The 25,506-nt window shown below is 47.5% G+C and carries 19 protein-coding genes and 1 riboswitch; of the genes, 5 read left to right on the forward strand and 14 right to left on the reverse strand.

Going from position 1 to position 25,506, the window contains the following annotated elements:
• Positions 1-557: 557 nt before the first annotated feature.
• From CLV42_RS32080 to CLV42_RS32095, 4 genes are all read right to left on the reverse strand, one after another.
• Positions 558-1,037 (reverse strand): nucleoside deaminase, encoded by a 480-nt coding sequence (locus CLV42_RS32080; protein WP_106606040.1) that lies wholly within the window; start codon positions 1,035-1,037, stop codon positions 558-560.
• 189 nt (positions 1,038-1,226) lie between these two features.
• Positions 1,227-3,851: an ATP-dependent chaperone ClpB gene (gene clpB / locus CLV42_RS32085; RefSeq protein ID WP_106606041.1), complete on the reverse strand. Its 2,625-nt coding sequence runs from the start codon at positions 3,849-3,851 to the stop codon at positions 1,227-1,229.
• A gap of 155 nt (positions 3,852-4,006) precedes the next feature.
• Positions 4,007-5,935 (reverse strand): DUF3857 domain-containing protein, encoded by a 1,929-nt coding sequence (locus CLV42_RS32090; protein ID WP_106606042.1) that lies wholly within the window; start codon positions 5,933-5,935, stop codon positions 4,007-4,009.
• Positions 5,936-5,937: 2 nt separating this feature from the next.
• Positions 5,938-7,959 carry a DUF3858 domain-containing protein gene (locus CLV42_RS32095; protein WP_106606043.1) on the reverse strand — a complete coding sequence of 674 codons (2,022 nt, stop codon included), beginning with the start codon at positions 7,957-7,959 and terminating at the stop codon, positions 5,938-5,940.
• A gap of 100 nt (positions 7,960-8,059) precedes the next feature.
• Here CLV42_RS32095 and queG point away from each other — a divergent pair, with 100 nt between their 5' ends.
• Both queG and CLV42_RS32105 read left to right on the forward strand, forming a co-directional pair.
• Positions 8,060-8,986, forward strand: coding sequence for a tRNA epoxyqueuosine(34) reductase QueG (gene queG, locus CLV42_RS32100; protein ID WP_106606044.1), 927 nt, complete (start codon positions 8,060-8,062; stop codon positions 8,984-8,986).
• 105 nt (positions 8,987-9,091) lie between these two features.
• The gene (locus tag CLV42_RS32105; protein ID WP_106606045.1) at positions 9,092-9,634 is read left to right on the forward strand and encodes an RBBP9/YdeN family alpha/beta hydrolase; all 543 of its coding nucleotides are present in this window, start codon (positions 9,092-9,094) and stop codon (positions 9,632-9,634) included.
• A gap of 80 nt (positions 9,635-9,714) precedes the next feature.
• Here CLV42_RS32105 and araA read toward each other — a convergent pair whose 3' ends face one another.
• From araA to ygiD, 6 genes are all read right to left on the reverse strand, one after another.
• Positions 9,715-11,220 (reverse strand): L-arabinose isomerase, encoded by a 1,506-nt coding sequence (araA, locus tag CLV42_RS32110; protein ID WP_106606046.1) that lies wholly within the window; start codon positions 11,218-11,220, stop codon positions 9,715-9,717.
• A gap of 31 nt (positions 11,221-11,251) precedes the next feature.
• Complete coding sequence (locus CLV42_RS32115) at positions 11,252-11,956, reverse strand: L-ribulose-5-phosphate 4-epimerase (protein ID WP_106606047.1); 705 nt, start codon at positions 11,954-11,956, stop codon at positions 11,252-11,254.
• The gene (locus tag CLV42_RS32120; protein WP_106606048.1) at positions 11,953-13,596 is read right to left on the reverse strand and encodes a ribulokinase; all 1,644 of its coding nucleotides are present in this window, start codon (positions 13,594-13,596) and stop codon (positions 11,953-11,955) included. The genes CLV42_RS32115 and CLV42_RS32120 overlap by 4 nt, the downstream gene beginning before the upstream one ends.
• Positions 13,597-13,766: 170 nt before the next feature.
• Positions 13,767-14,471, reverse strand: a complete 705-nt coding sequence (locus CLV42_RS32125) for an NUDIX hydrolase (protein WP_106606049.1) — start codon at positions 14,469-14,471, stop codon at positions 13,767-13,769.
• A 125-nt stretch (positions 14,472-14,596) separates the two neighbouring features.
• Entirely contained in the window at positions 14,597-15,247 is a 651-nt protein-coding gene (locus tag CLV42_RS32130; RefSeq protein WP_106606050.1) for an HAD family hydrolase, read from the reverse strand.
• A 664-nt stretch (positions 15,248-15,911) separates the two neighbouring features.
• Entirely contained in the window at positions 15,912-16,793 is an 882-nt protein-coding gene (gene ygiD, locus CLV42_RS32135) for a 4,5-DOPA-extradiol-dioxygenase (RefSeq protein ID WP_106606051.1), read from the reverse strand.
• Between the two features lie 81 nt (positions 16,794-16,874).
• On the opposite strand from ygiD, the gene CLV42_RS32140 reads away from it, so the two are divergent.
• A complete protein-coding gene (locus CLV42_RS32140; protein ID WP_106606052.1) occupies positions 16,875-18,137 on the forward strand; it encodes a dicarboxylate/amino acid:cation symporter in 1,263 nt (420 codons plus the stop codon).
• Here the strand turns inward: CLV42_RS32140 and CLV42_RS32145 are convergent.
• The 4 genes from CLV42_RS32145 to CLV42_RS32160 form a co-directional block, all read right to left on the reverse strand.
• On the reverse strand, positions 18,079-19,374 hold the full coding sequence (locus CLV42_RS32145) for a YdcF family protein (RefSeq protein ID WP_106606053.1): 1,296 nt from the start codon (positions 19,372-19,374) through the stop codon (positions 18,079-18,081). The two genes, CLV42_RS32140 and CLV42_RS32145, sit on opposite strands and share 59 nt — an antisense overlap.
• A gap of 38 nt (positions 19,375-19,412) precedes the next feature.
• Positions 19,413-20,723 (reverse strand): amidohydrolase family protein, encoded by a 1,311-nt coding sequence (locus tag CLV42_RS32150; RefSeq protein ID WP_106606054.1) that lies wholly within the window; start codon positions 20,721-20,723, stop codon positions 19,413-19,415.
• A gap of 49 nt (positions 20,724-20,772) precedes the next feature.
• On the reverse strand, positions 20,773-21,945 hold the full coding sequence (locus CLV42_RS32155) for a trans-sulfuration enzyme family protein (RefSeq protein WP_106606055.1): 1,173 nt from the start codon (positions 21,943-21,945) through the stop codon (positions 20,773-20,775).
• 165 nt (positions 21,946-22,110) lie between these two features.
• Positions 22,111-22,223, reverse strand: a riboswitch (SAM riboswitch).
• A 50-nt stretch (positions 22,224-22,273) separates the two neighbouring features.
• The gene (locus tag CLV42_RS32160) at positions 22,274-23,242 is read right to left on the reverse strand and encodes an NAD-dependent epimerase/dehydratase family protein (protein WP_106606056.1); all 969 of its coding nucleotides are present in this window, start codon (positions 23,240-23,242) and stop codon (positions 22,274-22,276) included.
• A 98-nt stretch (positions 23,243-23,340) separates the two neighbouring features.
• Between CLV42_RS32160 and CLV42_RS32165 the strand changes: the two genes are divergently transcribed.
• Together CLV42_RS32165 and CLV42_RS32170 are read left to right on the forward strand one after the other, a co-directional pair.
• A complete protein-coding gene (locus CLV42_RS32165) occupies positions 23,341-23,949 on the forward strand; it encodes a TetR/AcrR family transcriptional regulator (protein WP_106606057.1) in 609 nt (202 codons plus the stop codon).
• A gap of 183 nt (positions 23,950-24,132) precedes the next feature.
• Positions 24,133-25,485 (forward strand): TolC family protein, encoded by a 1,353-nt coding sequence (locus tag CLV42_RS32170; RefSeq protein WP_106606058.1) that lies wholly within the window; start codon positions 24,133-24,135, stop codon positions 25,483-25,485.
• Positions 25,486-25,506 lie beyond the last annotated feature (21 nt).

The following is a 25,506-nucleotide window of genomic DNA, read 5'->3' on the forward strand; positions in this document are numbered from 1 at the left end:
CAGTGATTGCCTTATATGCGGTTTCTGTTCGTCAGACCGGGATTTTGCCGCCGACTTCCTTCAGATTCCACCTCACGGTGGACACCCTTGTCTTGAGCTAGCGATTCCTACTATCAAGGCTCGCGGAGGACTTACACCTCCTAGTTTATGAACATGCCAGGCGCACAACAAAACGGCTCCTAATGGAGCCGATTGATGTTTTGTTAAATGTATTTATCGTGATTCATTCGCGTCAATAGGACTCCGGTAGGAGCACCCCGCGCTACAAACGAAACGGCTCCTAACGGAGCCGATTGATGTTTTGTTAAATATATTTATCGTGATTCATTCGCGTCAATAGGACTCCGGTAGGAGCACCCCGCGCTACAAACGAAACGGCTCCTAACGGAGCCGATTGATGTTTTGTTAAATATATTTATCGTGATTCATTCGCGTCAATAGGACTCCGGTAGGAGTCCCGTTGTTTGTAGCGCGGGTTTCAACCCCAAACCATTATTTGTAGCGCGGGTTTCAACCCCGAACCATTATTTGTAATACGGGTTCGCCCCGGCCCTATATCAATACAAGGTCCTATCCCCTTTTATCTGCCAATCCTTAAACACCGCCAACGCCGCATCAGACGGGAACGCAATAAACGGGATCTTTTTATCTTCGTGGGGTACACTTATCTCCTGGTAAATGAAGGAGTCATCAAAATCAATAGCGGCAGCATCCTCTTTGGTATTGGCAAAATAAACGCGCTGAGGCCTTGCCCAGTAAATAGCACCCAGGCACATCGGACAGGGTTCACAGGATGTATAGATCTCACAGTCATGCAGCTGGAAAGTACCTAATCGGGTGCAGGCATCCCGGATGGCCATCACTTCAGCATGGGCAGTAGGGTCATTGTGGGATAATACCTGATTCCAGCCCCTGCCAACAATCTCTTCCCCTCTCACGACGATAGCCCCGAAAGGTCCACCTTCGCCGTTCTCCATTCCCTGCCGGGAGAGGTCTACCGCTATCTGCATAAACCGCTTTTCTCGTTCTCCGATCATAAGATGCTTTTCATTGTTATTTTAAACAGTCCGCCAGCGTAATGGCATCTGGCGGAAAGATTTCGTGCCTCTCAAAAGTACGCAAAATTGACGCGCCTCCCTTACAGCATAAAAAAACCCGGATAAAGAATTATCCGGGTATTCGTAACTGTATATCGTCGTATTTGAATATAAAGTATTTCTATGCACTTATGCGTTCACAGCATGATGATTGTTATTGTTCCTTATCACCACCACTCCATCGAATACATCTATCAATACTGGTTTGCTTTTATCAATATCCCCTGCCAGGATCTTTTTACTCAGCAGGTTAATGATCTCTTTCTGTATTAACCGTTTCAGCGGTCTTGCCCCAAACTGTGGGTCGTAACCCTGGGTGGCAAGATACTCCATCGCATAGTCAGAGAATTCCAATATCATGCCATTTTGTGCAACCAGGTCCTTCAACTGCTGTAACTGGATGTTAATTATTCCCTTAATTTCATTGCGCAGCAATGGCTGGAACATAATCACTTCGTCTATGCGGTTCAGGAACTCCGGCCGGATGGTCTGCTTCAGAAGAGACATCACTTCGGCTTTGGTAGCGTCTACCACGTCCTCACGGTTCTTTTCATCTATCCTTTCAAAATTCTCCTGGATGATCTGGCTACCCATGTTGCTGGTCATGATGATAATGGTGTTCTTAAAGTTCACCACACGGCCCTTATTATCTGTCAGCCGTCCATCGTCCAGTACCTGTAATAAAATGTTAAAAGTATCCGGATGCGCTTTTTCTATCTCGTCCAGGAGCACTACGGAATAAGGTTTACGCCTTACTGCTTCTGTCAGCTGTCCACCCTCATCATAACCTACATATCCCGGAGGTGCACCTATGAGGCGACTCACTGCATGTTTCTCCTGGTATTCACTCATGTCGATACGCGTCATCATGGAATCGTCGTCAAACAGGTACTCTGCCAATGCTTTGGCCAGTTCTGTCTTACCAACACCGGTAGTACCCAGGAATATAAAGGAACCGATAGGACGTTTAGGGTCCTGTAATCCGGCCCTGCTTCTGCGGATGGCATCAGATACTGCGATAATCGCTTCTTCCTGTCCTACCACTCTTCTATGCAGTTCGTCTTCCAGGTGCAGCAGTTTATCCCTTTCGCTCTGCATCATTCTTGATACCGGAATACCGGTCGCCTTGGCCACGTTTTCCGCAATATCTTCCGCGTCTACTTCTTCTTTCAACAGTCGCTTATGGTCTGAGGATATATCATTCAGTTCTTTTGTATAGCGGGCGATCAGTTCTTCCTGTTCTTTTACCTTTCCGTAGCGGATCTCTGCTACCCTGCCATACTCCCCGTTACGTTCCGCCTGTTCAGCTTCCAGTTTCAGGTTTTCTATGGATGCTTTGGCATTCTGCAGTTTATCCACAATTTCCTTTTCTGCCTGCCATTTGGCTTTGAATGTGCTGCGTTGCTCACCCAGTCTGGCTATCTCTTCATTCAGTTCACGCAGTTTATCTTCGTCATTCTCACGTTTGATGGCCTCTCTTTCTATCTCAAGTTGTCTGATGCGGCGTTCCAGTTCATCCAGTTCTTCCGGCATGGAGTTCATTTCCAGGCGAAGTTTAGCTGCGCTTTCATCTATCAGGTCAATGGCCTTATCGGGCAGGAAACGGTCGGTAATGTATCGGTTAGACAGTTCTACCGCTGCAATGATCGCTTCATCTTTTATCAGCACATGGTGATGGCTTTCGTAACGTTCCTTCAGACCACGGAGGATGGATATAGCATCTTCCACAGTAGGCTCGTCTACCATTACCTTCTGGAAACGGCGTTCCAGTGCTTTATCTTTCTCAAAATATTTCTGGTATTCGTTCAGGGTGGTAGCACCGATAGCACGAAGCTCACCACGCGCCAGTGCAGGCTTCAGGATGTTCGCAGCGTCCATTGCTCCTTCCATAGCGCCCGCACCCACCAGGGTATGGATCTCGTCTATGAAGAGGATCAGTTGTCCTTCACTCTCGGTCACTTCCTTGATCACCGCTTTCAATCTTTCTTCGAATTCGCCCCTATACTTCGCACCTGCCATTAATGCACCCATATCGAGGGCATAGATGGTTTTGCTCCGCAGATTCTCAGGAACGTCACCATTGATAATACGGTGTGCCAGCCCTTCCACTATAGCTGTCTTACCTACACCCGGTTCACCCACGAGGATCGGGTTGTTTTTAGAACGGCGGGAAAGAATGTGCAGTGTTCTGCGGATCTCTTCATCACGGCCGATCACCGGGTCCAGTTTACCCGCTCTTGCCAGCTCATTTAGGTTCTTTGCGTACTTCTGCAGGGAATTATACTGGGTATCAGCTGTCTGTGAATTTACTGTGCTACCCTTGCGTAATTCCAGGATCGCGGCCTTTAAGCCTTTTTCTGTTACACCTGCATCTTTCAGCAGTTTGGCAGTATCATCACTACCACCGAGTAATCCCAGTAGCAGGTGTTCTACACTGACAAATTCATCTTTAAACTCTTTGATGCTGGCGCCAGCTCTCAGCATGGCATTGTTGGCATCCCGGCTTAACACCTGTCCGCCTTCCCCACCAGCAACACGGGGATATTTCTTTATTTGTTCTTCCAGTCTCGACGACAGGAAGTTGGTATTTACATTATTTTTCTTCAACAGATAGTCTATTGCACTTTCCTGATCGTCCAGCAACGCCTTCAGCAAATGCCCCGTTTCAATGGCCTGTTGCTGTCCATTGAAGGCTAATTGCTGCGCCTGTTGCAGTATCTCCTGTGATTTAATAGTGAAATTATTCAGATTCATATTCAGTTAGTTTTCTCCTTTTAACGCTATCTACTAAAACGTCTTTAAGAGAACAACAAAACATGCTCCAAGGTTAACAAAGGAGGCAATTTGGCAGAAATAACAGTACCGGACTGCTCTTTTTACAGCTTTTCCGGTACCGGACTGCAATTATTTCATTTTTTGACCAATACGATCCTGGCTCTGTCGGCTTTATACATGCCATTATAGAACTTCTCCAGTTCCGGAAAAGCGGAAGCCGGGTAAGATCCTCCTTTATGATCTATCGAACGGATATAGGTAATCACGTTGCCGTCTACTGCCACTTTCGAAGCGTAGCTGCCGAACATGCTTTGCAAGGTGACTGGCTGAGGCATGGCCTCCGGCGTATATCCTTCAGGGATCGTGATCTTTACTGTATCTACATCCCGGTAAGCATCGTTTAGGTATATCTCCGATTTACGGGCAGTATCCGCTGTCAGGCGCCTGCCTGTTTTAGTCAGCAGATTGGGTTCCAGGAACATACGTCTACCCGTAACAGTGGCATAGCTATGGGCAGCGATCTCCAGGTGTTCATCAACGGCGGGCAGCGACGCTTTCAGCTGCTTACATTCATAACCGCTCACGTCATAACTGGGGAAATAGCCGGCCTGTTTCAGGAGTTCCAGCATCCGCTCCCTGGTAAGTGTATTCAGCATGCCATGCAGATCGTCCTGCTGCAGACCTGTATAACGTGTATCGGCCTTCAGGGTCATATCGCCTGTTTCTACAATCGTGGCATTCACGTGGCGTATCTGTTGATTCTGTTCCATAGTGTACACCGGCGTGTGGACCAGCTTACTCCCGGTTTCATCCACAAACAGTACAGGCCTGTCGGCAGTAAAGCCACTTAGGTATCCGGCTGGCAGAGAGCTACTGGTACATTCCAGCCAGGTGCTGTCTTTTGTGCCAGGTACACAAACAATGACGTGGTTGAAACGGGGGGATGGAAAACTTGCCTCCGTCACATCTTTAGCATTGTCGCCGGCATACACAAGTACACAAGAGGCCTTTATGCCGGCTTCCTTCAGCAGGGCGCACATATAATTGGAGAGCGCTTTACAGTCCCCATATCCCTTCGTGGCCACATAATTGGCATCAAAGGTCTGCCACCCACCAATACCCAGCTGGACGCTGATATACCTGGTATGTTCCTGCAGATACTTATAAAGCTTTGTGATCTTCTCCTCCCGGCTCAGGCCATCTGTTAGCTGATGGACAATTTGCTTCACACTCTCTGGCAACTGATCCCTTCCCTGATTCAAGATGTAAGAAAAATTACCAAACTCCTCCCAGGTATTCATTGACCCTTTGTACTGCTGCATTTCGAAAATAGCAGGCGCCAGCAGTACGGTGGTAGTACGTTTGTACCATCTTGGAGCATAGGGCTCGTCCGCCATAGCGTGCATATTTTTTACCTCCCAGGTGTAAGTTTTGTTATCACCATCATTGGTCAGTACCGGCTCTCCCTTATAGTTGAAATTGCGGTAACGTACCACATAATCCTTCGGGGCAGTCACCACCAGCTTACTCTCCTGCACCGCATAAGATGCGGCTTCCTGCGGCACCCAGTAAGGCAGGTAATAGGAGTGGTTGTATCGTACCTCTGTTTCATACTCCACTGTATGCGGGTAGACCTTGTAGTAGAACGAATGCTGTTTATACCTGTCATCCGTCATCAGATCACTACCCACGCCGCTCATATCCTGTATCTCACTTTGTTTCAGCTTTTTTAGCGGCATTCCCGCTTCATCATACAGGGTTCCCTTAATATAGCGGAGATCTGTCAGTTTATCATACCCCTCCGTCACATGTGCATACTTCTCCCCCTCTGCATCCAAAACGGTAATGACTATATGCGTGGTCACCCTTACGTCCCGCGGATCATTGATCTTAACGCTCACCTCTTCCGCCCGCACCACAATATGTGCGTTCTTCTTCAGTGAATCAGGGATCATAGATGCCGGATAAACCGGGTCACCTGCAAATACGGGTGTCAGGAAGAACAGGAAACATACGCAGCAACAGATAGCGGCTGCATACTTCTTTATGATGTAGGTTAGCATGTTTAGCTTTTTCTTTTGAGGACGATTTGTTCTGATTGCTTCTTTACAATCATATCAAAGAATTCACGCAATGAATTGTATTCATCCGGCGCGAATACAGCCCTGTTCAGTTTTATTCTTGAACGGAACTGTATGGAACTCTCATTCTGTTGTATGAGATACTGGAATACACCTTCGTTTTCATTGAATTTCACCATGGCTGATTTAGGAATTTCTTCCACTACATATCCATCAGGGATCGTCAGGTTCAGCGTATAAGTCTCATCCATTACACATGGCATCTCAACCGGGTATCTGCGTTCCTGTGAACGGAAGGGATTTTTATGCATTGCCTCTGTAAATAAAGGATTGAGGTAGATCATGCCGGCATCATCTGCCTTCATTTCAAAATCATACTTCAATTTCAATACTTCTTCATTATCATCCAGGTTCTCCAGCTCTACACCGCTGATAACAGTTTCCGTGGCGAAGTCTTTTTCTTTTCCTTTAAAATAGGCGTCTTTACCCTTATCCTTTATAGAAGAACGCATCGCGCAGGATTCAAAATAGGTAGGATATTGCTGTATGCTTCCTTTCAGACTGCCGCCTTCTCCCCCCATCAGCATTACAAAAGTATTCTTCTGTTCCAGCAGATCATCGGGATTGAAATATACAGGCACTGATTCTGCCGTCAACATCCTTGCGTGACCGTTATAGCAGGAAATGTCTACTCTGCCAAAACCCAGATAAGGGCGGGAAGCATCCAGGAAATAAGTCAGTGTATCCACTGTAATGGCCGCCATCGTATAGTTAAAACGGGATCTGAGCGGGTATAGCTCATGCGTAAAGCCATGATTACGGGTACTGAGTACTACAGGATCGGCATTCAACTTTGCACGACGTAACATCGCTATCAGCAGCAGATTAATGTCTGCTACACTACCGTTATGAGAAGAAAAAACCGTTTTTAATGGTTTACTGAGATATAAGCCGTAATGATCTGTGCAGGTAAAGTTATTTCTCACATAGTTATAAATACGGCGCGCCTTGGCGGTATCATCTTTCAGGCCATCCGTCAGCTCGTCTACTATATCTCCCAGGTAACCGTTATTCTTACTCAGATCTGCACCGAAGTCCTCATCTTTGTTCAGCTCTTCTGAGAATTTCTGCCAGTTACCCATGATCGGTTTTACAGGCGACTCCGGATACTTGATGGCAGACAACTGGAATTCTATCCTCGTAATATGGTTCCTCAGGGAGGTGGTATAACTCTCTTCCCTCAGGGCTGGTATATCTTTGGCCGTCCATACGTTCTTTACCGTATTGGCAGAAAAACTGCCATGCTGGGAAGCGCTCGTCGGACCATTAGATTCATATGTTATATTATAGGTCTGTCTGTCAACAGTTGTTTTTACAGTCAGCATGCTGTTGATATCCTGTTTCAGGAAAACGTAGTCGTATATCTCCGGAATAGTAACGCTGTACTCACTGAGCAGACAGGGATACTCATCCTGGAAATTCCAGGGTTGCAGGTTAAAGTTAAACGGAGAAGTGACCGAATAGGTATACTCGATGATCGTTCCCTCTTTTACCCCAGGAACGGTAAACTTCTTCAAAATGTGGTTCTTGTCATACTTATCGGTAAAGACACTTTTACTCTCCATTTTTGTTTCTACCACCTGGCCGTTTTCCAGGTTGTAGGCCACTGCCTTGAGGTTCACCAGTTTCTCCTCCATCTGACCAGAGATATAAAGAGGAATTTCATCGGAAGCAGCGTCGTAACCGTTCTTATCCACGACCTTTATTCTCTTAAATCGCTTATAAGACAGCTCAAAATGATCTCTTTCCACCTGGAATTCTGAAGAGCCGATGTCAGCGAGAATCACCGCATGTGCAGAAGTATCTTTTTCAAATGATGTCGGAGCGAAATCCTCCGGACTGATTTTCCCGAATTTGACCTTGTCCCTGGTCTGAGAAAATGTTGTAAGTGCAAACAAGCATGCAGCCGCCAGCTGCAGGGGGAATACAATAGATCTGCTACGCATACAGGATATAAGGATTATTTTGGGGATGAAGGTAAGGGAAAAACCGTATTCCAACTCTTGCTATAGCAAACTTTTATTTTTGTGTAACTTGCACTCTCTCATGGAACTTGCAGCAAAATATACGGCATTTATCAAGCAGCACGCGGCTGATCTGGGCTTTGACCATTGTGGCATAGCGAAGGCGGTGCAGCTCGATGATGACGCCCGCCGGCTCGAACAGTGGCTGCATAAAGGGATGCATGGCTCTATGCATTACATGGAGAATCATTTTGATAAACGTATTGATCCCAGGAAGCTGGTGGATAATGCCCAATCGGTCATCACGCTGTTATTGAACTACTACCCCGACCAGCAGCAGCAGCCGGAAGCGCCGAAGATCTCCAAATATGCCTACGGACAGGACTATCACGAGGTCATCAAAGGTAAACTCAACACCCTGCTGGCCCGTATGCAGGAAGCATTCGGAGCCGTCAGCGGACGAGGCTTTGTAGACTCCGCCCCGGTACTGGAAAGAAGCTGGGCGCAGCGTAGTGGTCTGGGTTGGTTGGGTAAGAACGGTAACCTCATTCATAAACAGGCGGGTTCCTTCTTTTTTATCGCCACCCTCATTACCGATCTGGCCCTGGAATACGACAGCCCGGTGGGTGACTATTGCGGCTCCTGCACCCGTTGCCTGGATGCCTGCCCTACGGGTGCACTGGTGGCCCCCGGCGTCGTTGACGGTAGTCGCTGTATCTCCTATTTCACCATCGAACTAAAAGAATTGCTGATCCCTGAAAACATGCAGGGTCAGTTTGATAACTGGATGTTCGGCTGTGATGTGTGCCAGGATGTTTGTCCCTGGAACCGCTTTTCCAAACCTAATCAGACCGTTGAATTTACCCCGATCCCTGAGATCCTCAACTTCAGCACGAAGGATTGGGAAGAACTGACAGAAGAGGAATTTAAGAAGATCTTCCGCCGTTCTCCCATGAAACGATCAAAATATGCCGGCATCCGCAGAAATTTGCGTTTTATTAACGGATGAGGTTATTGGCTTTTTATTCTTTTTACGTACATTGTTACAACTCGAATTGCCAACTACTATTCCATCACCTATCTGCAAAAGGGAGTGCTATAAAGTTTCTGTTTTATGGAAGTTAAGGTATTAACCGCACCAGGTTTACACGGATCAGGTCCACTACACTGGCAAAGCATCTGGGAAAAAACATCCGGATACAAACGTATCGATCAGCAAAACTGGGATACCCCGGTCATGGCTGAATGGGTAAAAACAATAGAAGACGCTGTTGCTGAAGCAGGTCCCGACGTGGTCATTGCCGCACACAGCCTCGGCTGCATCGCGCTGGCCTACTGGGCACAGCAAACGAAGCTGAGTATTAAGGCGGCCCTGCTGGTGGCGCCTGCCGACACAGAACGTCCCGGTTTCCCATCGGAAGCAAGGGGATTTGCACCTATCCCACTGGCGCCCCTGCCTTTTAAAAGCATCGTGGTATCCAGTACGAACGACGAATATGCCAGCCTGGAACGGGCCAGATCTTTTGCTGATGCCTGGGGCAGCCGTTTCGTGAACGCCGGACCAAAAGGACATATCAATGCGGATTCCAACCTGGGCGAATGGCCCACAGGACAGGTATTGCTGGGGGAACTGGTCAGGAACTGGGAGACGCTGTAATAAAAAAAGCCATCCGCCAGAAGGCGGACGGCGATTTGATATTCCACGTCATGGCTTATTCAGCCGTATTTGATCTAGTCTTATTTGAATCCTTTCATCAGGTAGAATGCATCGTTCCAGCGTAATTCATTCCGGAACTGATACAGGTCTGTATTCTTGCCAATCTTCACATACTCAATACCCGCCATGTCTGCAAAGTCCTGCATATGCGCAGCACCCAGGTTCTGACTGTAACAGGTGTGGTGAGCGCCTCCCGCCTGTATCCAGGCAGCACAACCCGTACGCATGTCAGGCAGTGGCTTCCACAATACCCTCGCTACCGGCAGTTTAGGCAGGTCGTGTAACGGTTCTACCGCATCTACTTCATTCACCAGCAATCTGAAGCGATTACCCATGTCGATCACAGATGCATTGATAGCCGGACCGCCACCTACGTTGAACACCAGTCTTACCGGGTCAGCTTTGCCGCCGATACCCAGCGGATGGATCTCACAGGATGGTTTGCCGTTCGCAATAGACGAACAGATCTCCAGCATATGTGCCCCCAGTACCAGGCGATTAGCCGGATCAAAATGATAGGTATAATCTTCCATGAAGGAGTTACCACCCGGCAGTCCGCTACCCATTACTTTCATCGCTCTCACCAGGGCAGCTGTTTTCCAGTCGCCTTCACCACCAAAGCCATAACCGTCAGCCATCAGACGCTGTACCGCGATACCAGGCAGCTGTTCCATGCCATGCAGGTCTTCAAAGGTATCTGTGAAGCCTTTGAATTTACCTTCTTCCAGGAAGGCACGCAGACCTAATTCTATACGTGCCGCTTCCCGCAGGGAGGCGTGTTGTGCACCGCCTTTCAGCAAAGGAGCTGCAATCACATAACTCTGCTCATATTCCTGTACCAGCGTGCCGATAGCCGCATCACTGATGCCTTTGATATATTTTACGAGGTCTCCTACACCATAACCATTCACGGAATAACCGAACTGCAGCTCTGCTTCCACCTTATCACCCTCGGTCACAGCTACCTGGCGCATGTTATCGCCGATACGGGCAAAACGGGCGCCCTGCCAGTCAAACCAGCCAGCAGCTGCACGCAGCCAGGTACCTATTTCTGCAGTTACTTCAGGATCCTGCCAGTGGCCAGCTACAACTTTGCGGTCCATTCTCATTCTCGACATCATGAAACCAAACTCGCGGTCGCCGTGAGCAGACTGATTCAGGTTCATAAAGTCCATATCTATCTCACCCCAGGGGATGTCTCTGTTAAACTGTGTATGCAAATGCAATAATGGGCGTTGCAGGATCTTCAGTCCACCGATCCACATTTTGGCCGGAGAGAACGTATGCATCCAGGCGATCACGCCGATACAATCCGGCGCTGTATTGGCTTCCTGGCAAATGCGGTATATTTCGTCCGGCGTTTTTACCACCGGTTTAAATACGATGCGTACCGGTATGTTGGCGTCTGCACTGAGCGACTGTGCGATCTTTTCTGCGTGCGCCGCTACCTGCTTTAAAGTTTCTTCTCCGTAAAGATGTTGGCTGCCGGTGATGAACCAGGCTTCAAATTGCTTCAACTGTATCATGCTGTTGGAATTTTAGATATGACCTTCTCTATCACTGTTGACCATAATAGGAATCGGGCCCGTGTTTGCGTTCAAAATGTTTTTTGATCAGGGAATCTTTCAGTTTCGGACACTCCGGACGGATCGTTTCTGTGAGGTAAGCCATCCGCGCTACCTCTTCCAGTACTGCTGCATTGTACACAGCTTTGTCAGCCGTCTTCCCCCAGGTAAAAGGCGCATGGTTACCCACGAGCATCATCTCCACATCCTTATAAGACAATTGTCTTTCCTGCAGGCACTGCATAATCTGGAAGCCCGTTTCATGCTCATAGTTGCCCTTGATCATCTCATCGCTCATCGGCGCCGCACAGGGTACATCTGCTGTCAGATGATCAGCATGTGTAGTGCCATAGATGGGAATATCCCGCTGTGCCTGTGCCCAGGCAGTAGCATAGGTGGAGTGTGTATGTACAATACCTCCGATTTCTTCCCAGTGCTTATATAATACTGCATGGGTTTTGGTATCTGAGGATGGACGTCCGGTTCCTTCGACTGTCTGTGCATCAAAATCCACGATGACCATTTTATCCGGCGACAATAACGCATAAGGCACGCCGCTGGGTTTAATGGCAAAGACGCCCAGGCCGCGGTCTACCACACTCACATTGCCAAAAGTGAACAGCACCAGTCCTAATGCAGGCAATTGCATATTGGCTTCGTAAGCCTGTTCCTGGATGCTTTTATATCGGTTGCTCATACATACAATTTTTCGGTGAATGCACCCAGTTCCTGGAATTGACGGTAACGGGCCGCATAGTATGGAACATTCTCCTGGCGGGGCTGCCAGACAGTTTCAAATCCGGAGGTCATTGCTTTCTGCGCACTCTTAATATCAGTATAAACACCTGCAGCTACGGCTGCAAACATTGCTGCGCCCAGTGCACATGCATTCTCACTGTTCACGATCCTGATAGGTCTGTTCATCACATCTGCCAGTACCTGCATCGCGTAAGAAGATTTCTTAGCTACACCGCCCAGTGCTATCACTTCTTTAATAGGCACACCTTCTTTCGCGAAACGTTCTGCGATGCTCTGTGCACCGAAAGCGGTTGCTTCTACCAGTGCTTTGAACATTTGCACTGCATCTATCCCCAGGTGTAAGCCGGTAATAGTGCTTTTCACCGTATGATTGGCATCTGGCGTACGACGGCCATTGAACCAGTCCAGTGCCAGTGGATCGTTATCCTTTAAGGGCAGCTGCTGCGCCTGTTGCGACAGATAGCCTAATAATTTATCTTCTACAGCGGTAAGCTTCTCTTTATCTTCCGGTAGCAGAGCATATAATGGCCCCATGATCAGGCGGCGCAACCAGGCAAATACATCGCCATAGGCGGATTGTCCGGCTTCCAGTCCCAGCATGCCAGGTATTACAGAGCCATCTACCTGTCCGCAGATACCTTTTACAAACAGATGTCCGGCTTCTTCCATTGGCGCCACGAGGATGTCGCAGGTGCTGGTGCCGATCACCTTACAGAGTGAGTATGACTGAATACCGCCGCCCACAGCGCCCATGTGGGCATCGAAAGCACCGGTACCTATTACCACGTCTTTTGAAAGACCGAGGCGGGTCGCCCATTCTTCACTGATGGTGCCAGCCGGAACGGTCGCTTCTACAGTATCTGTATATGTCTGATCATATTTGCCCAGCAAGGGGTTTAATTTCTCCAGGAAATCCTTCGGTGGTAAACCACCCCATGAAGCATGCCACATGGCTTTATGGCCCGCCGCACAACGGCTACGCAGTAAGGTGCTCAGGCGCTTGTTGCCTGTCAGCAGCGCCGGGATCCAGTCGCAATGCTCCACCCAGGAGGCTGCTTTCTCTCTCACAGCTGCGTCTTCTGTGATGACATGCAGGATCTTTGCCCAGTACCATTCACTGCTGTAAATGCCACCACAATATTTTGTATAGTCTGTTTCATTGCTATGTGCGGTCTCATTGATCAATGCGGCTTCTTTATTGCCTGTATGATCTTTCCATAGCACGAACATCGCGTTAGGATTGTTCTCAAAACCAGGTAAGAGGGCCAGTGGAGTGCCCGTTTCATCTACCGGACCGGGGGTAGAACCCGTTGTATCCACCGCAATACCTTTCACCAGCGCAGCGGTACCTGCCGGGCATTGTTTCAATGCGCCGAGGATGCTTTGTTCCAGCCCTTCCAGATAATCCAGGGGATGCTGACGGTATTGCTGCACAGCAGGATCGCAATACAATCCTTTCTGCCAGCGGGGATAATAGTGCACGGCACTGCCAACTTCTTCTCCTGTCCGGGTATTCACTACGAGAGACCGTACTGAATCGGTGCCAAAGTCGACACCTATTACAAATGAATTTTCCATAACGTACCTACTTGAACTGTTTCCGGGCCTGTCGGCAGCGGAAGACAGCAGCTATTTTAAAATGAGTAAATGTTCCAGTCTACTTTATTGTCAAACCGACAATTATAAAACAAGGCAAAAAAATGCTGATATGACTATCACCATGACGGTGATTACCATATCAGTCTGCCTTATTTCAGATTTCCGGGATCGGAAACAAAATTGAGGAAGGCGTGGAATTTGGCGCTGTATTTTCTTTTATCCAGCTTGTAATAGAATGCTCCCCTTTTGGAAGTAGCCCTCTCTTTTTCTTTCTGTTTGACAAGTAAGCCGGTAGATAATACTTTCCTGCTGAAATTACGCTTGTCAAAGCCGGCATCGTATACTGCTTCAAACAGTATCTGCAATTGGGGGATGGTAAACCTGGTCGGTAACAGTTCAAATAACAGCGGGTGAATAGCTGCCTTGTAACGTAACCGGGCCTGGGCTTCTTCTACCATTTTAGCATGGTCAAAGATCAGTTTGGGTGCATCCTTGAGTGGGAACCACTCAGCTTTGTACTCATCCGTGATCTGTTGCTTGTACTGGTTGATGTCAATCAATGCAAAATAGGCTACAGAAAGCGTACGTTCCATCGGGTCCCTATTCGGGCTGCCGAAAGCCGTCAGCTGCTCCATATAGACCCCTTCCAGCCCCGTGAGCTTGGTTAAGGTGCGGGCTGCCGCCTGCTCCAGATCTTCATCAGTCTGCACGAAGCCTCCCATCAGGCTCCATTTTCCCTTTTCCGGCTCAAAACCACGCTTGATCAGCAAAAGCTTTAGATCCTGTCCGTCAAAACCGAAAATAATACAGTCTACTGCTACAAGCATCCGGGTTTGCCGGGAATAACGTGTCATACTATCCAGGAGTTTAATTCCGCTAATATAAAACTCCCTGTTGACATTGCCAGCTTTTTGACTCACAGACTGTTTATTTCTACACAAGATAGAACTTTAAATGTCAAATTTACAATTATTTTTTCTCAGAATAATTGACCGGGAATTAAGGTGTTATAATCAGATACGAAAGTGATGATATTATCGTAGTCGCTGAACTCTTCACGGGTGTGCATAGTAGTTAGCACCACCGCCTTCATACCTGCATTGGCAGCAGCTTCCACGCCTTTAGGTGCATCTTCGAAAACAATGCAGGAAGCAGGATCTGCGCCTAGTTCAGCGGCTGCTTTCAGAAATACTTCAGGATGCGGCTTGCTGGTACTTACATCATTGGCAGTAATGATACTTTTAAAGTAGTGGCGTATATGCAGATTGTCCAATGCAAAGTCAACGTTAAAAGGAATAGCCGCAGTACCTATACCCATAGGGATGCCCTCTTTTTCAGCTGCTTCCAGGAATGCCTGCAGGCCCGGTATCAGTCGCAGATGAGGCAGATAAGCCGCCTGATAACGTTTCTCCTTTTCCAGGGATAATGCGTCCATCTCTGCCGCTGTAAAACGGTCCTTCCCAAAAACACGCACCAGCAGCTCCTGGTTCTTGCCATACATTTCCTTTTTCACTGCCTCCCGGCTCAAACCTGCACCCAGCTCTAATAATGTGTTATACCAACCCTCCAGATGATACGCCATATCGTCGATCATAGTGCCGTTCATGTCAAATATAAATGCCTTTTTCATATGCCAGTTTTACAATTTTAGCGGGGCAAAGCTAATAAATTAAATAGCTGCAACGTAGTCCCAATTCCCGCCTTATTTGCTTAAGTTGGCTTGAAATTTAAACAGTCGGAGCTTTCTCCAGGAATTATTTGCTGAGATCGGACTCCGTGGGAGTCCTCTTGTTTGTAGCCCGGGGTTTCACCCCAGGGAATCGTGTTTATGGCGCCGGGTGCCCCCCGGGACTTTTTTTTCCGGGAACCGAAAAAAAAGAAGGTCGAATGAGTTCGACCTTCGCGATCTAGTTCACGTTATTGAATCGACCGCATGCGGCAAAAATTACTGGAATTTGCATGCAGTTCGCAGAAACATTTTCATGATTGAACCGGTGTACCACACTATCAACACACCACACCCCCGCAGACAGGAAACAGATCCCGCAGTTATAAAAGCAGCGCTATAAATGATCTGTCAGAGGACTCTTTGCCTGCCGGATAAATAGCATAACAGTGGAACATCCGGACGGGCAATTTTCGGTAAACGTAATTGCTACCTCGTGCAATTTAGTGATAAATGTCAAAACTACAATTATATTTTTTCCTTCTTTGGAGCATAAAAAAAGTCCAGGGATAACAGCCGTATGTACGACCCTTATCCCTGGACCTCTATATGTTTAAAATGGTACTATCTACTCCCCTACCTGGAAACACCGCATACTGATGCTGCCATTCTGGATCTCTTCATAGGTGAACCTGATCTCCTCATCCGCCCCAGCCAGGCCAAGACCGTAAATAAAAGGAAAATAGTGATCCGGCGTTGGGATGGACAGTTTTGCCGCCTCTCCCAGCCTTTCATAGTGCAGCAGATCGTCAAATGCACGCTGCTCTATCTTGGCTTTTGCGATAGCATCAAACTCTAACGCCCAGTCAAAAGGAGCGGCATTCTCTGAAAAACTGATTTGTCGCAGGTTATGGACAAGATTGCCACTGCCGATAATCAGCACTCCCCTCTTACGAAGCTCTCTCAGCTCCTGCGCCAGCTGGAAATGATATGCAGGCGGCTTGTAATAGTCAATGCTCAGTTGGTATACCGGTATATTGGCTTCAGGATACATGTGCTTTAACACCGTCCATGTGCCATGGTCCAGTCCCCACTGATCATCTTCCACCACCTCCGTGCTTTTGATCAGCTTTGCTGTTTCACGGGCCAGTTCCGGTGCTCCCGGAGCTGGATACTGCACTTCATGCAGTGCCTGCGGAAAGCCTCCGAAATCATGTATTGTAGCCGGCCTGCTGGCAGTCAGCACATGTGTGCCCCTTGTCAGCCAGTGCGCCGATACTACCAGTATAGCGTTAGGTAATTGTTTTACTGATTCTCCCATCTCTTTCAGCCGGCGGGTGAAAGCATTGTCGTAAAGAGCATTCATCGGGCTACCATGTCCGATAAACATTGCCGGCATCAACGTAGTACGCTGATATTCACGGGTGATCTTACCCAGTTCTTGTAATTGCATATATAATCCTCCTACAGGCAAAACGGCCATAGCGGCCAGAAAATCCTTCCTGTTCATAATATGTAAAGATAAACAACACCTATGCGCTATAAATGGACAAAACATCTGATAAAGTGGACTTTTCAATATATTTGAGGCATGCGGACCATACTCAAAAATTATAGCAGCCTGCTATTGCTGTTAGGCGGAATTATCGCCGGCAGCATCCTCGGACTGATCTTCGGCAAACAGGTAGAAGTGATTAAACCGATAGGCGATATATTCCTGAACCTTCTTTTTACGGCTGTTATACCGCTGGTGTTCTTTGCCATTGCTTCAGCCATCGCCAATGTTGATCCCAGTCAGAAGCTGGGCAAGGTGATCTCTGTTATGGGCCTGGTGTTCGTGGGTACTGTCCTGGTATCTGCCTTTCTTACGATCGTGGCTATCTGGTTCTTTCCTTTACAGGCAGTTACTACCGGCCCCACAGCGATGGAGGAAATGCATACTGCCGGACCCGGAGAACAGCTCACCCGACTGTTGACAGTAGGAGAATTTTATGAACTGCTGTCGCGAAAGAACATGTTACCCTTCATCATCTTCTCTGCCCTGGTAGGATTTGCAGCACTGAAGGCAGGCGAATCAGGTAAGGCTTTTCGTCGTTTCCTGGATTCGGGTAATGAGGTGATGAAACAACTGCTGAACATCATCATGGTACTGGGTCCTATTGGTCTTGGCGCCTATTTCGCATACCAGGTCGGTACACTGGGACCTGAGCTCTTTGGCACCTATGCCAGTTCCATGGCGCTGTACTATGGCTTCGGATTGTTTTATTTCATCGTAATGTTCAGCGTATATGCTTTCCTAGCCGGCGGAATGGCGGGTGTGAAGATCTACTGGAAAAACAACCTGGTGCCCACGTTTACTGCGCTTGGGTCCTGCAGCAGTATCGCTACTATACCGGCTAATCTGACTGCTGCGCAGCGTATGGGCATTCCGGAGCATATCGGCAATGTGGTTGTACCATTGGGTGGCACACTGCATAAAGACGGTTCCAGCATCTCTTCTATTGTGAAAATAGGCGTTGTATTTGCCATGTTCCACCGTCCGCTGACAGGTGTGGACACGGTATTGCTGGCATTAGGGGTAACGGTGATCGTCAGTATTGTAGAAGGAGGAATTCCGAATGGTGGTTATATCGGGGAACTGTTAGTGATGTCTGTATACGGCTTCCCTATAGAAGCGCTGCCGGCGGTAATGGTAATCGGGACCCTTGTGGATCCACTGGCCACCATCCTGAATGCTACCGGCGATACAGTAGCCGCCATGATGGTGACCAGGGTCATGAAAGGGCGCCGTTGGCTTAAGGATCGAGAGGATCTTCAGGGTCCTGCTGCCAGGCTTTCAGATCCGGTAGTATAATATTCTCCGTAGGTGCTTTTCTTTCCAGCCCTGTATAAGGCAGGTAGCCTATTTCATTGATAAAGCGTGGCGCCATCTTTTCAATAGCGAGCGACTGGAATGAATCTGATACGATCAGCATCGGTTTGGAGGCAGGCATATTGAAGAGGTATACCAGCCTTACCGCATTACGAATGTTGGTGGTCGTATGCCTTGCATGTGGCTCTATGATCACTGCACTATCCGGGATCCCTAACTTGCTCACCATATATTTTTTCATCTCGATCGCTTCGCAGAAAGGTGTTTTGTATGGATGCACATGCCCTCCGGACACAATAATAAAAGGCGCTACATTATCACGATACTGTTCTGCCGCCAGTTTACAACGGAACATACCCATACTGTCCATGGTTTGTCCTGCCTTTCCGGGACCGCTTCCCGGCACCAGAATAGTGCTGAAGTGATATGCATTCCAGTTGGTCCTTCTGGACTTTGCAAAGGCAGCTGCATTCTGACCTTTATATAAAGGCTCATAACGGGTAGCCTCATCCCTGCCATTGATTTCCAATACCTCCAGGGATCCCAGCAAAGGCTGTCTGTAGAAGGCATTACCTGTCCCCACTGACATGATCTGCTGTACCGCTGTTTTCACCTGTTTTACGAAGGCAGGATCTGAAGGCCGGAAAGAGATAGAATCGATCCTGGGATAGCGGGGCGGAATACCCTGCAAATATACCTGGCAGATATGATTGATACCTGCGGCTACATCCTGCCATGCCAGACGAATAAAGGTGGTATCGGCATGCTGTGTATATAACGGATAACGATCAACGAGCTTGAGACGCTGCACCATTTCTGCTACATCGGGATTGCTGACTGCCAGCTTTTTGAATTCATCACTTACTTCCTGTATTTCATCTGCCGTCCATTCCAGCGCTTTGCCAATACAGGCGGCATCTGCACACTGACTGTAAGCAGTAGTTAATCGTGCTTGTCTGTCTTTCGCTATCTGGTTAAATACAGCATCTTTTACAATAACGTTGTGTGCAGGACCACTCCTTTCCAGCAGGTATAACAGGTAGAATGATTTTCTCATCTGTAACTGCTGTGTTGCGGTGTAAGAAGGAGCAGCTACCTTCGCTGTTTTTGTGGTCCTTGCTTTGGATTTGCCCCTTGTTGTTTTTCTACGTTGTGATTGCGCGGTCAATGTTACCAGGCACAATAACAAACATAGGCTCATGTTTACTACTGATCTCATATTTTTTCTCCGGCGCGTTGGCTGCGCCAAGGCTTTGATTATTGTATCTGTTTTCCGTTCTTATAAATAGCTTTAATGCTGCGTGTAGCCCTGATATCCAGTAATGGATTGGCGTCCAATATCATAAAGTCAGCCTTCTTACCAGGCAGCAGGCTGCCTGTCTGGCCTTCTATCCCCAGCATGGCAGCGCCGTTATAAGTGGCATACTGGATCACCCTTAAAGGAGGAATGCCCGCTTCTGTCATCAGTTGCAGTTCCATGTGTTCAGAAAAACCTATAGCCCTCACTGGCTGCGCACCGGAGTCGGTACCCATGACGATCTTTACGCCTGCACTATCCATTTTGTGCAGGTTCCTGGAAGCGATCTGTAGTGATTGCATCTTGCGTTCCCGTTCTTCACTATTTTGTTTGCGATATTCTTCGCTTTTCAGCAGATCCGATACACCAGGTTCCAACGAACGGACAAAGAAAGGATCCGGAAACCATTCCGGCAGGGAGGCATAAGCAAAAGCGAATTCTTCGATGCAAAGGGTGGGAATATAACAGATATTCTTCTGTTTCATCATAATGATCAGGGAATCGTCGACCTCCTGATCCCTGATACTGTGTGCCAATACATCGATACCTGCATCTACCAGCTTGTGGGCATCTTCGAGGTAATATACATGTGCGGCTACTTTGATATTATGCGCATGTGCTTCTGTAATGATAGCATGATAAATTTCAGGAAGCATGCGGGGTGTTCCATCCACCCAGATCTTGATAAAATCAGGTTTCAATACTACCAGGCGGCGCATATCCTGCAAGGCCTGATCCGCGTTCACCGGACGCAGTATGCTAGGGCCGAATGCCACCGGCGGAACTCCTTTGGGTGTTCCAAAACCATAACCGGCAGTATAAAAGGAAGCACCGGGAAGCATACCCATTCGTGATGCATCTTTAAAAATGAAGGCCGCCGGCTGGTCAGTTCCCAGGCTCAATACTGTTCCCACGCCATATTCCAGATATTGCATCAGATGGCGGTTTACATTTTCCGGGGTATAATTGGCGGCGGCAATCGTTGTGCCCTGCAATAATCCTACGTGACCATGGCCGTTCACCAACAACGGCATCACCGTCATTCCCTGACCATCTATTTGTTCAGCGTCTTTAACAGGATAGTTTGTACCTGCCGGTAGTATAGCGGCAATGGTGTCGTCGGTAACGACCAGACTGACATGGGAACGGGCTTCAGCCCCGCTCCCATCAATCAGGGTAATGTCTTTGAGTATAAAAGAAGTGTTGTCCTGGGCATAAGTGTAGTAACATATAGCGGAAAGGCAAACACTGAGAAACACACGTCTTAGCATAGTTACGCAATTTGCAGTTTATCAATTCCAGAAACTGCAAACTACGAAACTATAGACTTAAAACGGACCGGGTCGCCTGTTGAATTTTATGAAAGGCAAGATCGAGGTCTGAAAGGAGGTCGGCCGGCTCCTCCAGTCCAACCGATAAACGGACCAGACTATCCGCCACCCCGGCGGCTCTCCGCTTTTCGTCAGGGATAGATTTGTGGGTCATACTGGCCGGATGACATAACAAACTTTTAACACCTCCCAGACTTTCCGCCAGCTTAAAATATTGGGTGCCAGTCACAAAAGCTTGTGCTGTCGCTTCGGTATCGTCCTTGAAAGTAAAGGAAACAATACCACCGAACCCTTTCGACTGTTTTTTCGCAATATCATGCCCCGGGTGACTGGCAAGACCGGGATAATATACTTTATCTACCAATGGATGTTGCGCCAGGTATTCCGCAATGGCCGCCGCATTGGCACAGTGTTGCCTTACACGCAGGTGTAATGTCTCGATACCGCGAATCAACAGGAAACTGTCAAATGGTGAGAGAATAGCGCCACAGGCGTTCTGATAGAATTTGATCTCCGCACCCAGTTCAGGCGTCTTTGTCACCACCAGTCCTGCTATCAGGTCACTATGTCCACCCAGGTATTTGGTGGCGCTATGCACCACGATATCGGCGCCGAGTGCCAGTGGCTGTTGTAATACGGGAGAAGCGAATGTATTGTCCACGCAGAACAGGCATTTACTGGCAGCCGCGATCTTCGCAATGGCAGCAATGTCGGATATCTTCAGGGTAGGATTGGTAGGTGTTTCCAGCCATATAAGCTTAGTAGCTGGTGTAATAGCATTAAAGACTGCCTGTACATCTGAAGTATCCACATAAGTAACCTTGATACCAAATTTATCATACACTTTGTTGAATAACCGGAAAGCCCCTCCGTAGATATCATCCACAGCCACAATTTCATCACCATATTGCAGTAGTTTTATAATAGCGTCAATGGCGGCCAGTCCGCTGGAAAAAGCAATGCCAGTGCTACCGCCTTCCAGTTGCGCAGCTATTTTTTCCAATGTTTCACGGGTAGGATTATTCGTCCTTGCATAGTCATACCCCTTGTTTACGCCTGGTGCCTCCTGTACGAAAGTAGAGGTCTGGTAAATAGGTACAGCAATGGCGCCTGTTTGTGGATCTACGGGAATAGAATGGATCAGTTCTGTGATTGTGCTCATCTCTTTTTTGTTTTTGAGTTTGATGATAATTGTTGATTAAACAGGTCCTTATGAGGAACTTATCAAAGAGAGGGCAGATAGTGGCAGGAAGTCATTAAAAACAAAAAACTCACCTGGTAGCCAGGTGAGTTTTGTATATTTTTAGTAAAATAGATCAAACCTACTGACTTATCTTTCCCGCTGTAAGCGGGATGGATGTAGCACCTTTCCGGTCTGGTGGAACCGGGTGGTTGCTAAGGCTTCGCAGGGCCATTTCCCTCTGCCTTTCTTGATAAGAAACTTAAAGAACTGGTGCAAAGATATAGGAGAACAAATTAAATCGCCAAATTTATTTTTTATCTGCTATACTTTTCACCGTTAGAGAAATGCCTTCTTCATAGGATGTAGGCTTAAAATTAAAATGCTTTTCAAATTTAGAACTGTCAAAAATATACGGGTGTGTAGTCTGGTACATCATCTCATGCAATTCTCCGATAGTCTTATTAAAAAGCCCTGCCAGGCGGATCATAAAGCCATTCAGTTTTGAATAACGGGGCTTCACATGTAAAGCTGCTGCTATCATTTCCACATATTCTTTTCCGTTAGGCGCCGGATTAGTTGTTGGTAGATGCCATACCTGGTTAAAAGACGATGCGTCAGATGCCAGCAGATATAACCCCTTTCCTGCATCGGGAGTAAAAGTGTAACTATGGGTTACCTGGTCATTTCCCATCCAGTTGGCAGCCTGCCCGTTTGCCAGTTTATTGATGACCATAATATTCAGTACACTGGTGCTGTCTGCCGAGGGACCATAAAAGTCCGCCGAGCGGGCAATACTCGCGGTAAGATTTCCCTGCTTCACATTTTGCATGATCTTATCTGCGATCATTGCCCTGATCTCTCCTTTTTTACTCCTTGGATTATAAGGTGTATCCTCGGTCATGGCGCCATTCACCAACCCATACATATATACATTGTCAAAAAAGATGAAAGGGATACCGCCCTCGCTGCAGGCTTCAATCACGTTCTGAATGATCTTTGGCCATTTTTCCTGCCAGACCTTGTGGTCATAGACCAGCCCCACACATAAAAACACGACGGCCGAACCGCTGACAGCCCTACGCGTCTCCAGGGGATCTGTAATGTCTGCCGCTATAATATCTGTTACCCCTCTTACCGGCTTAGCCTGCCTGCTTACCAATCTCACATGTTTTCCCTGCTCCAGTAAAACGGTTGTCAACTCCTTCGCTATACTCCCTCCTGCGCCTAAAATTGTGTAAACTCCTGATCCTGTTACATTTGAATGTGTGTTGGTCATAATAGGGTAGCTTTTTTTATAATTAATGACGTAAAGCTAAAAGAAATATTTCATTTTATGAACAGTGTTCAGTAAGTTTGTGCTGTAAAGTTAATTATATGGGCATCACAGACAGAAAAGAACGGGAAAAGCAGGAAATGAGGAAACTGATCATCGACGCCGCCATGGAGATGTTTATTAAAGAGGGGTTTGAAAGGACATCGATACGTAATATAGCTGATAAAATAGAATACAGTCCCGCCACTATTTATCTCTATTATAAGGACAAGGACGAGTTGTTATATGAAGTGCAGGGACAGGCTTTCCTGGAACTATATAACGCCTTCGTGAAGGAAGTAACAGCTACTGATCCCCTGGAAAGACTGGAACAGCTGCTCTTCAGTTACATCAACTTTGGTTTCGAACATCCGGATCTGTATGACCTGATGTTCATCCTTCGTGCTCCCATGAAGGCGGTAGACGATGAAAATGACTGGCCGAATTGCGATGAAGCTTATAATTACCTGGCCGATATAATAGACAAGTGTGGTGACCAGCTGCGTTTCGATAATCCACAGATCGCAGCACTCTCTATCTGGTCAATCGGGCATGGCCTGATCTCTCTTTATATCAGGGAGCGCATTAAGGTCATGCAACTACCTGACGATCAGATCCGTAACATCATAATAGCCACTGCCAAAGAACATCTGCGGCTGATGAAAAAGTAAGAGATGACGTCTGATAATTGACGTCATCAACTATCAATGGTTTTTATCACGCAGATATGTGCCTGTTATTTGACCTCGTCAACATAACGCACTTATCTGCCTGGTAACAGCCTGATTACGACACTTAAGGTGTCTTTTTTTATCCTTTACCACTAAACACTGTTCATAATTTCAACTACGATCATGAAAAGAAAAACGTTCATAATGCTGCTCGCCTTATCCGGAATGTTTGCCCGGTATGGCTATGGACAGGGAAAGGTCCTGGATGAGTATATCCAGAGCGCCTTTTCACAGAATCAGGGGCTGAAACAGCAGAACTTTCAGCTGGATAAGTCGCTCTATGCCCTGAAAGAGGCTAAGAGCTTATTCTATCCACAGATAGGCCTGGCGGGTAGCTATACAAAGACGGATGGCGGCCGTACCATCGACCTGCCTATCGGGGATATGCTGAACCCTGTGTACAGCACACTCAATCAGCTCACCAACAGTGAGAAATTTCCGCAGGTACAAAACCAATCGTTTTTGCTGAACCCGAATAACTTCTATGATGTGCACGTGCGTACTTCTCTTCCCTTAGTGAACACGGAAATATGGTACGCCAACAAGATCAGAAAAGAGAGCATTACGATGCAGCAGGCAGCAGTGAACGTGTATAAGCGCAAACTGGTAAAAGATATTAAAACAGCATACTATCAGTATTACCAGGCAGGGAAAGCAGTGGAGATCTACAATACTGCCCAGCTCCAGGTGCAGGAGAACATAAGGGTCAACACCAGCTTCCTCGCCAACGGCGTTACTAACAGTACCGCGCTGACCCGTGCCAAAGCAGAACAACAAAAGATCGCCGCTTCCATTACAGAAGCAGAAAATAAACAAAAGAATGCCCAGGCGTATTTCAATTTCCTGCTGAACCGTGATCTGAGCGCTGCTATTACCGTAGACAGCAGCATTTTCATGCCGGAAGAAATATTACCTCCTGCCACTCCTACCGGCAATACAAGGGATGAACTGCTGCAATTATCTCAACAGCAAAAGATCGCCTCACTCTTTTACCGTCAGTCAAAGTCCTACCTGGTGCCTAAACTAAGCACGTTCCTGGATCTTGGCTCACAAGGTTTCAACTGGAACGTCGACAATAAATCCCGTTACTATATGTGGGGCGTGAACCTGCAATGGGATCTTTTCGCCGCTGGTCAGCGCAAATACAAGGCACAACAGGCGGCCATCGACATCAGTAATCTACAGGCGGCTTATAACGAAAGCAATATCTCCTTCCAACTGGAACAACAGGTAGCGGAGAATAACTACCATACAGCCGTCGCCAACTTTAAAAGCGCCAGGGAACAACTCAAGCTATCTGAAAAATACTATACAGATCAATCGAAGGTTTACAAAGCAGGACAGCTACTGTATATCGAATTGCTGGATGCACAGAACCAGCTTACCAATGCAAAGCTGCAGCTGTCCGTTGCTTTTGCAGCCGTGCAAACCGCCATCGCCGACATCGAACGCACACAGGCTTCCTATAAACTTTAATCCACTTCCTTAAAAATATTC

The sequence above is a fragment of the Chitinophaga ginsengisoli genome (genome assembly GCF_003014595.1).
In the GTDB taxonomy this organism is placed as follows: domain Bacteria; phylum Bacteroidota; class Bacteroidia; order Chitinophagales; family Chitinophagaceae; genus Chitinophaga; species Chitinophaga ginsengisoli.

Excerpts from the sequence above, each read along its gene's own strand:
- CLV42_RS32090 (WP_106606042.1), bottom strand. The coding sequence starts at position 5,935 with ATGCTAACCTACATCATAAAGAAGTATGCAGCCGCTATCTGTTGCTGC.
- CLV42_RS32105 (WP_106606045.1), top strand. The coding sequence starts at position 9,092 with ATGGAAGTTAAGGTATTAACCGCACCAGGTTTACACGGATCAGGTCCA.
- CLV42_RS32125 (WP_106606049.1), bottom strand. The coding sequence starts at position 14,471 with ATGACACGTTATTCCCGGCAAACCCGGATGCTTGTAGCAGTAGACTGT.
- CLV42_RS32080 (WP_106606040.1), bottom strand. The coding sequence starts at position 1,037 with ATGATCGGAGAACGAGAAAAGCGGTTTATGCAGATAGCGGTAGACCTC.
- CLV42_RS32160 (WP_106606056.1), bottom strand. The coding sequence starts at position 23,242 with ATGACCAACACACATTCAAATGTAACAGGATCAGGAGTTTACACAATT.
- CLV42_RS32150 (WP_106606054.1), bottom strand. The coding sequence starts at position 20,723 with ATGCTAAGACGTGTGTTTCTCAGTGTTTGCCTTTCCGCTATATGTTAC.
- CLV42_RS32130 (WP_106606050.1), bottom strand. The coding sequence starts at position 15,247 with ATGAAAAAGGCATTTATATTTGACATGAACGGCACTATGATCGACGAT.
- ygiD (WP_106606051.1), bottom strand. The coding sequence starts at position 16,793 with ATGAACAGGAAGGATTTTCTGGCCGCTATGGCCGTTTTGCCTGTAGGA.
- queG (WP_106606044.1), top strand. The coding sequence starts at position 8,060 with ATGGAACTTGCAGCAAAATATACGGCATTTATCAAGCAGCACGCGGCT.
- clpB (WP_106606041.1), bottom strand. The coding sequence starts at position 3,851 with ATGAATCTGAATAATTTCACTATTAAATCACAGGAGATACTGCAACAG.
- CLV42_RS32155 (WP_106606055.1), bottom strand. The coding sequence starts at position 21,945 with ATGAGCACAATCACAGAACTGATCCATTCTATTCCCGTAGATCCACAA.
- CLV42_RS32165 (WP_106606057.1), top strand. The coding sequence starts at position 23,341 with ATGGGCATCACAGACAGAAAAGAACGGGAAAAGCAGGAAATGAGGAAA.
- CLV42_RS32145 (WP_106606053.1), bottom strand. The coding sequence starts at position 19,374 with ATGAGATCAGTAGTAAACATGAGCCTATGTTTGTTATTGTGCCTGGTA.
- CLV42_RS32170 (WP_106606058.1), top strand. The coding sequence starts at position 24,133 with ATGAAAAGAAAAACGTTCATAATGCTGCTCGCCTTATCCGGAATGTTT.
- CLV42_RS32120 (WP_106606048.1), bottom strand. The coding sequence starts at position 13,596 with ATGGAAAATTCATTTGTAATAGGTGTCGACTTTGGCACCGATTCAGTA.
- CLV42_RS32115 (WP_106606047.1), bottom strand. The coding sequence starts at position 11,956 with ATGAGCAACCGATATAAAAGCATCCAGGAACAGGCTTACGAAGCCAAT.
- CLV42_RS32140 (WP_106606052.1), top strand. The coding sequence starts at position 16,875 with ATGCGGACCATACTCAAAAATTATAGCAGCCTGCTATTGCTGTTAGGC.
- CLV42_RS32095 (WP_106606043.1), bottom strand. The coding sequence starts at position 7,959 with ATGCGTAGCAGATCTATTGTATTCCCCCTGCAGCTGGCGGCTGCATGC.
- araA (WP_106606046.1), bottom strand. The coding sequence starts at position 11,220 with ATGATACAGTTGAAGCAATTTGAAGCCTGGTTCATCACCGGCAGCCAA.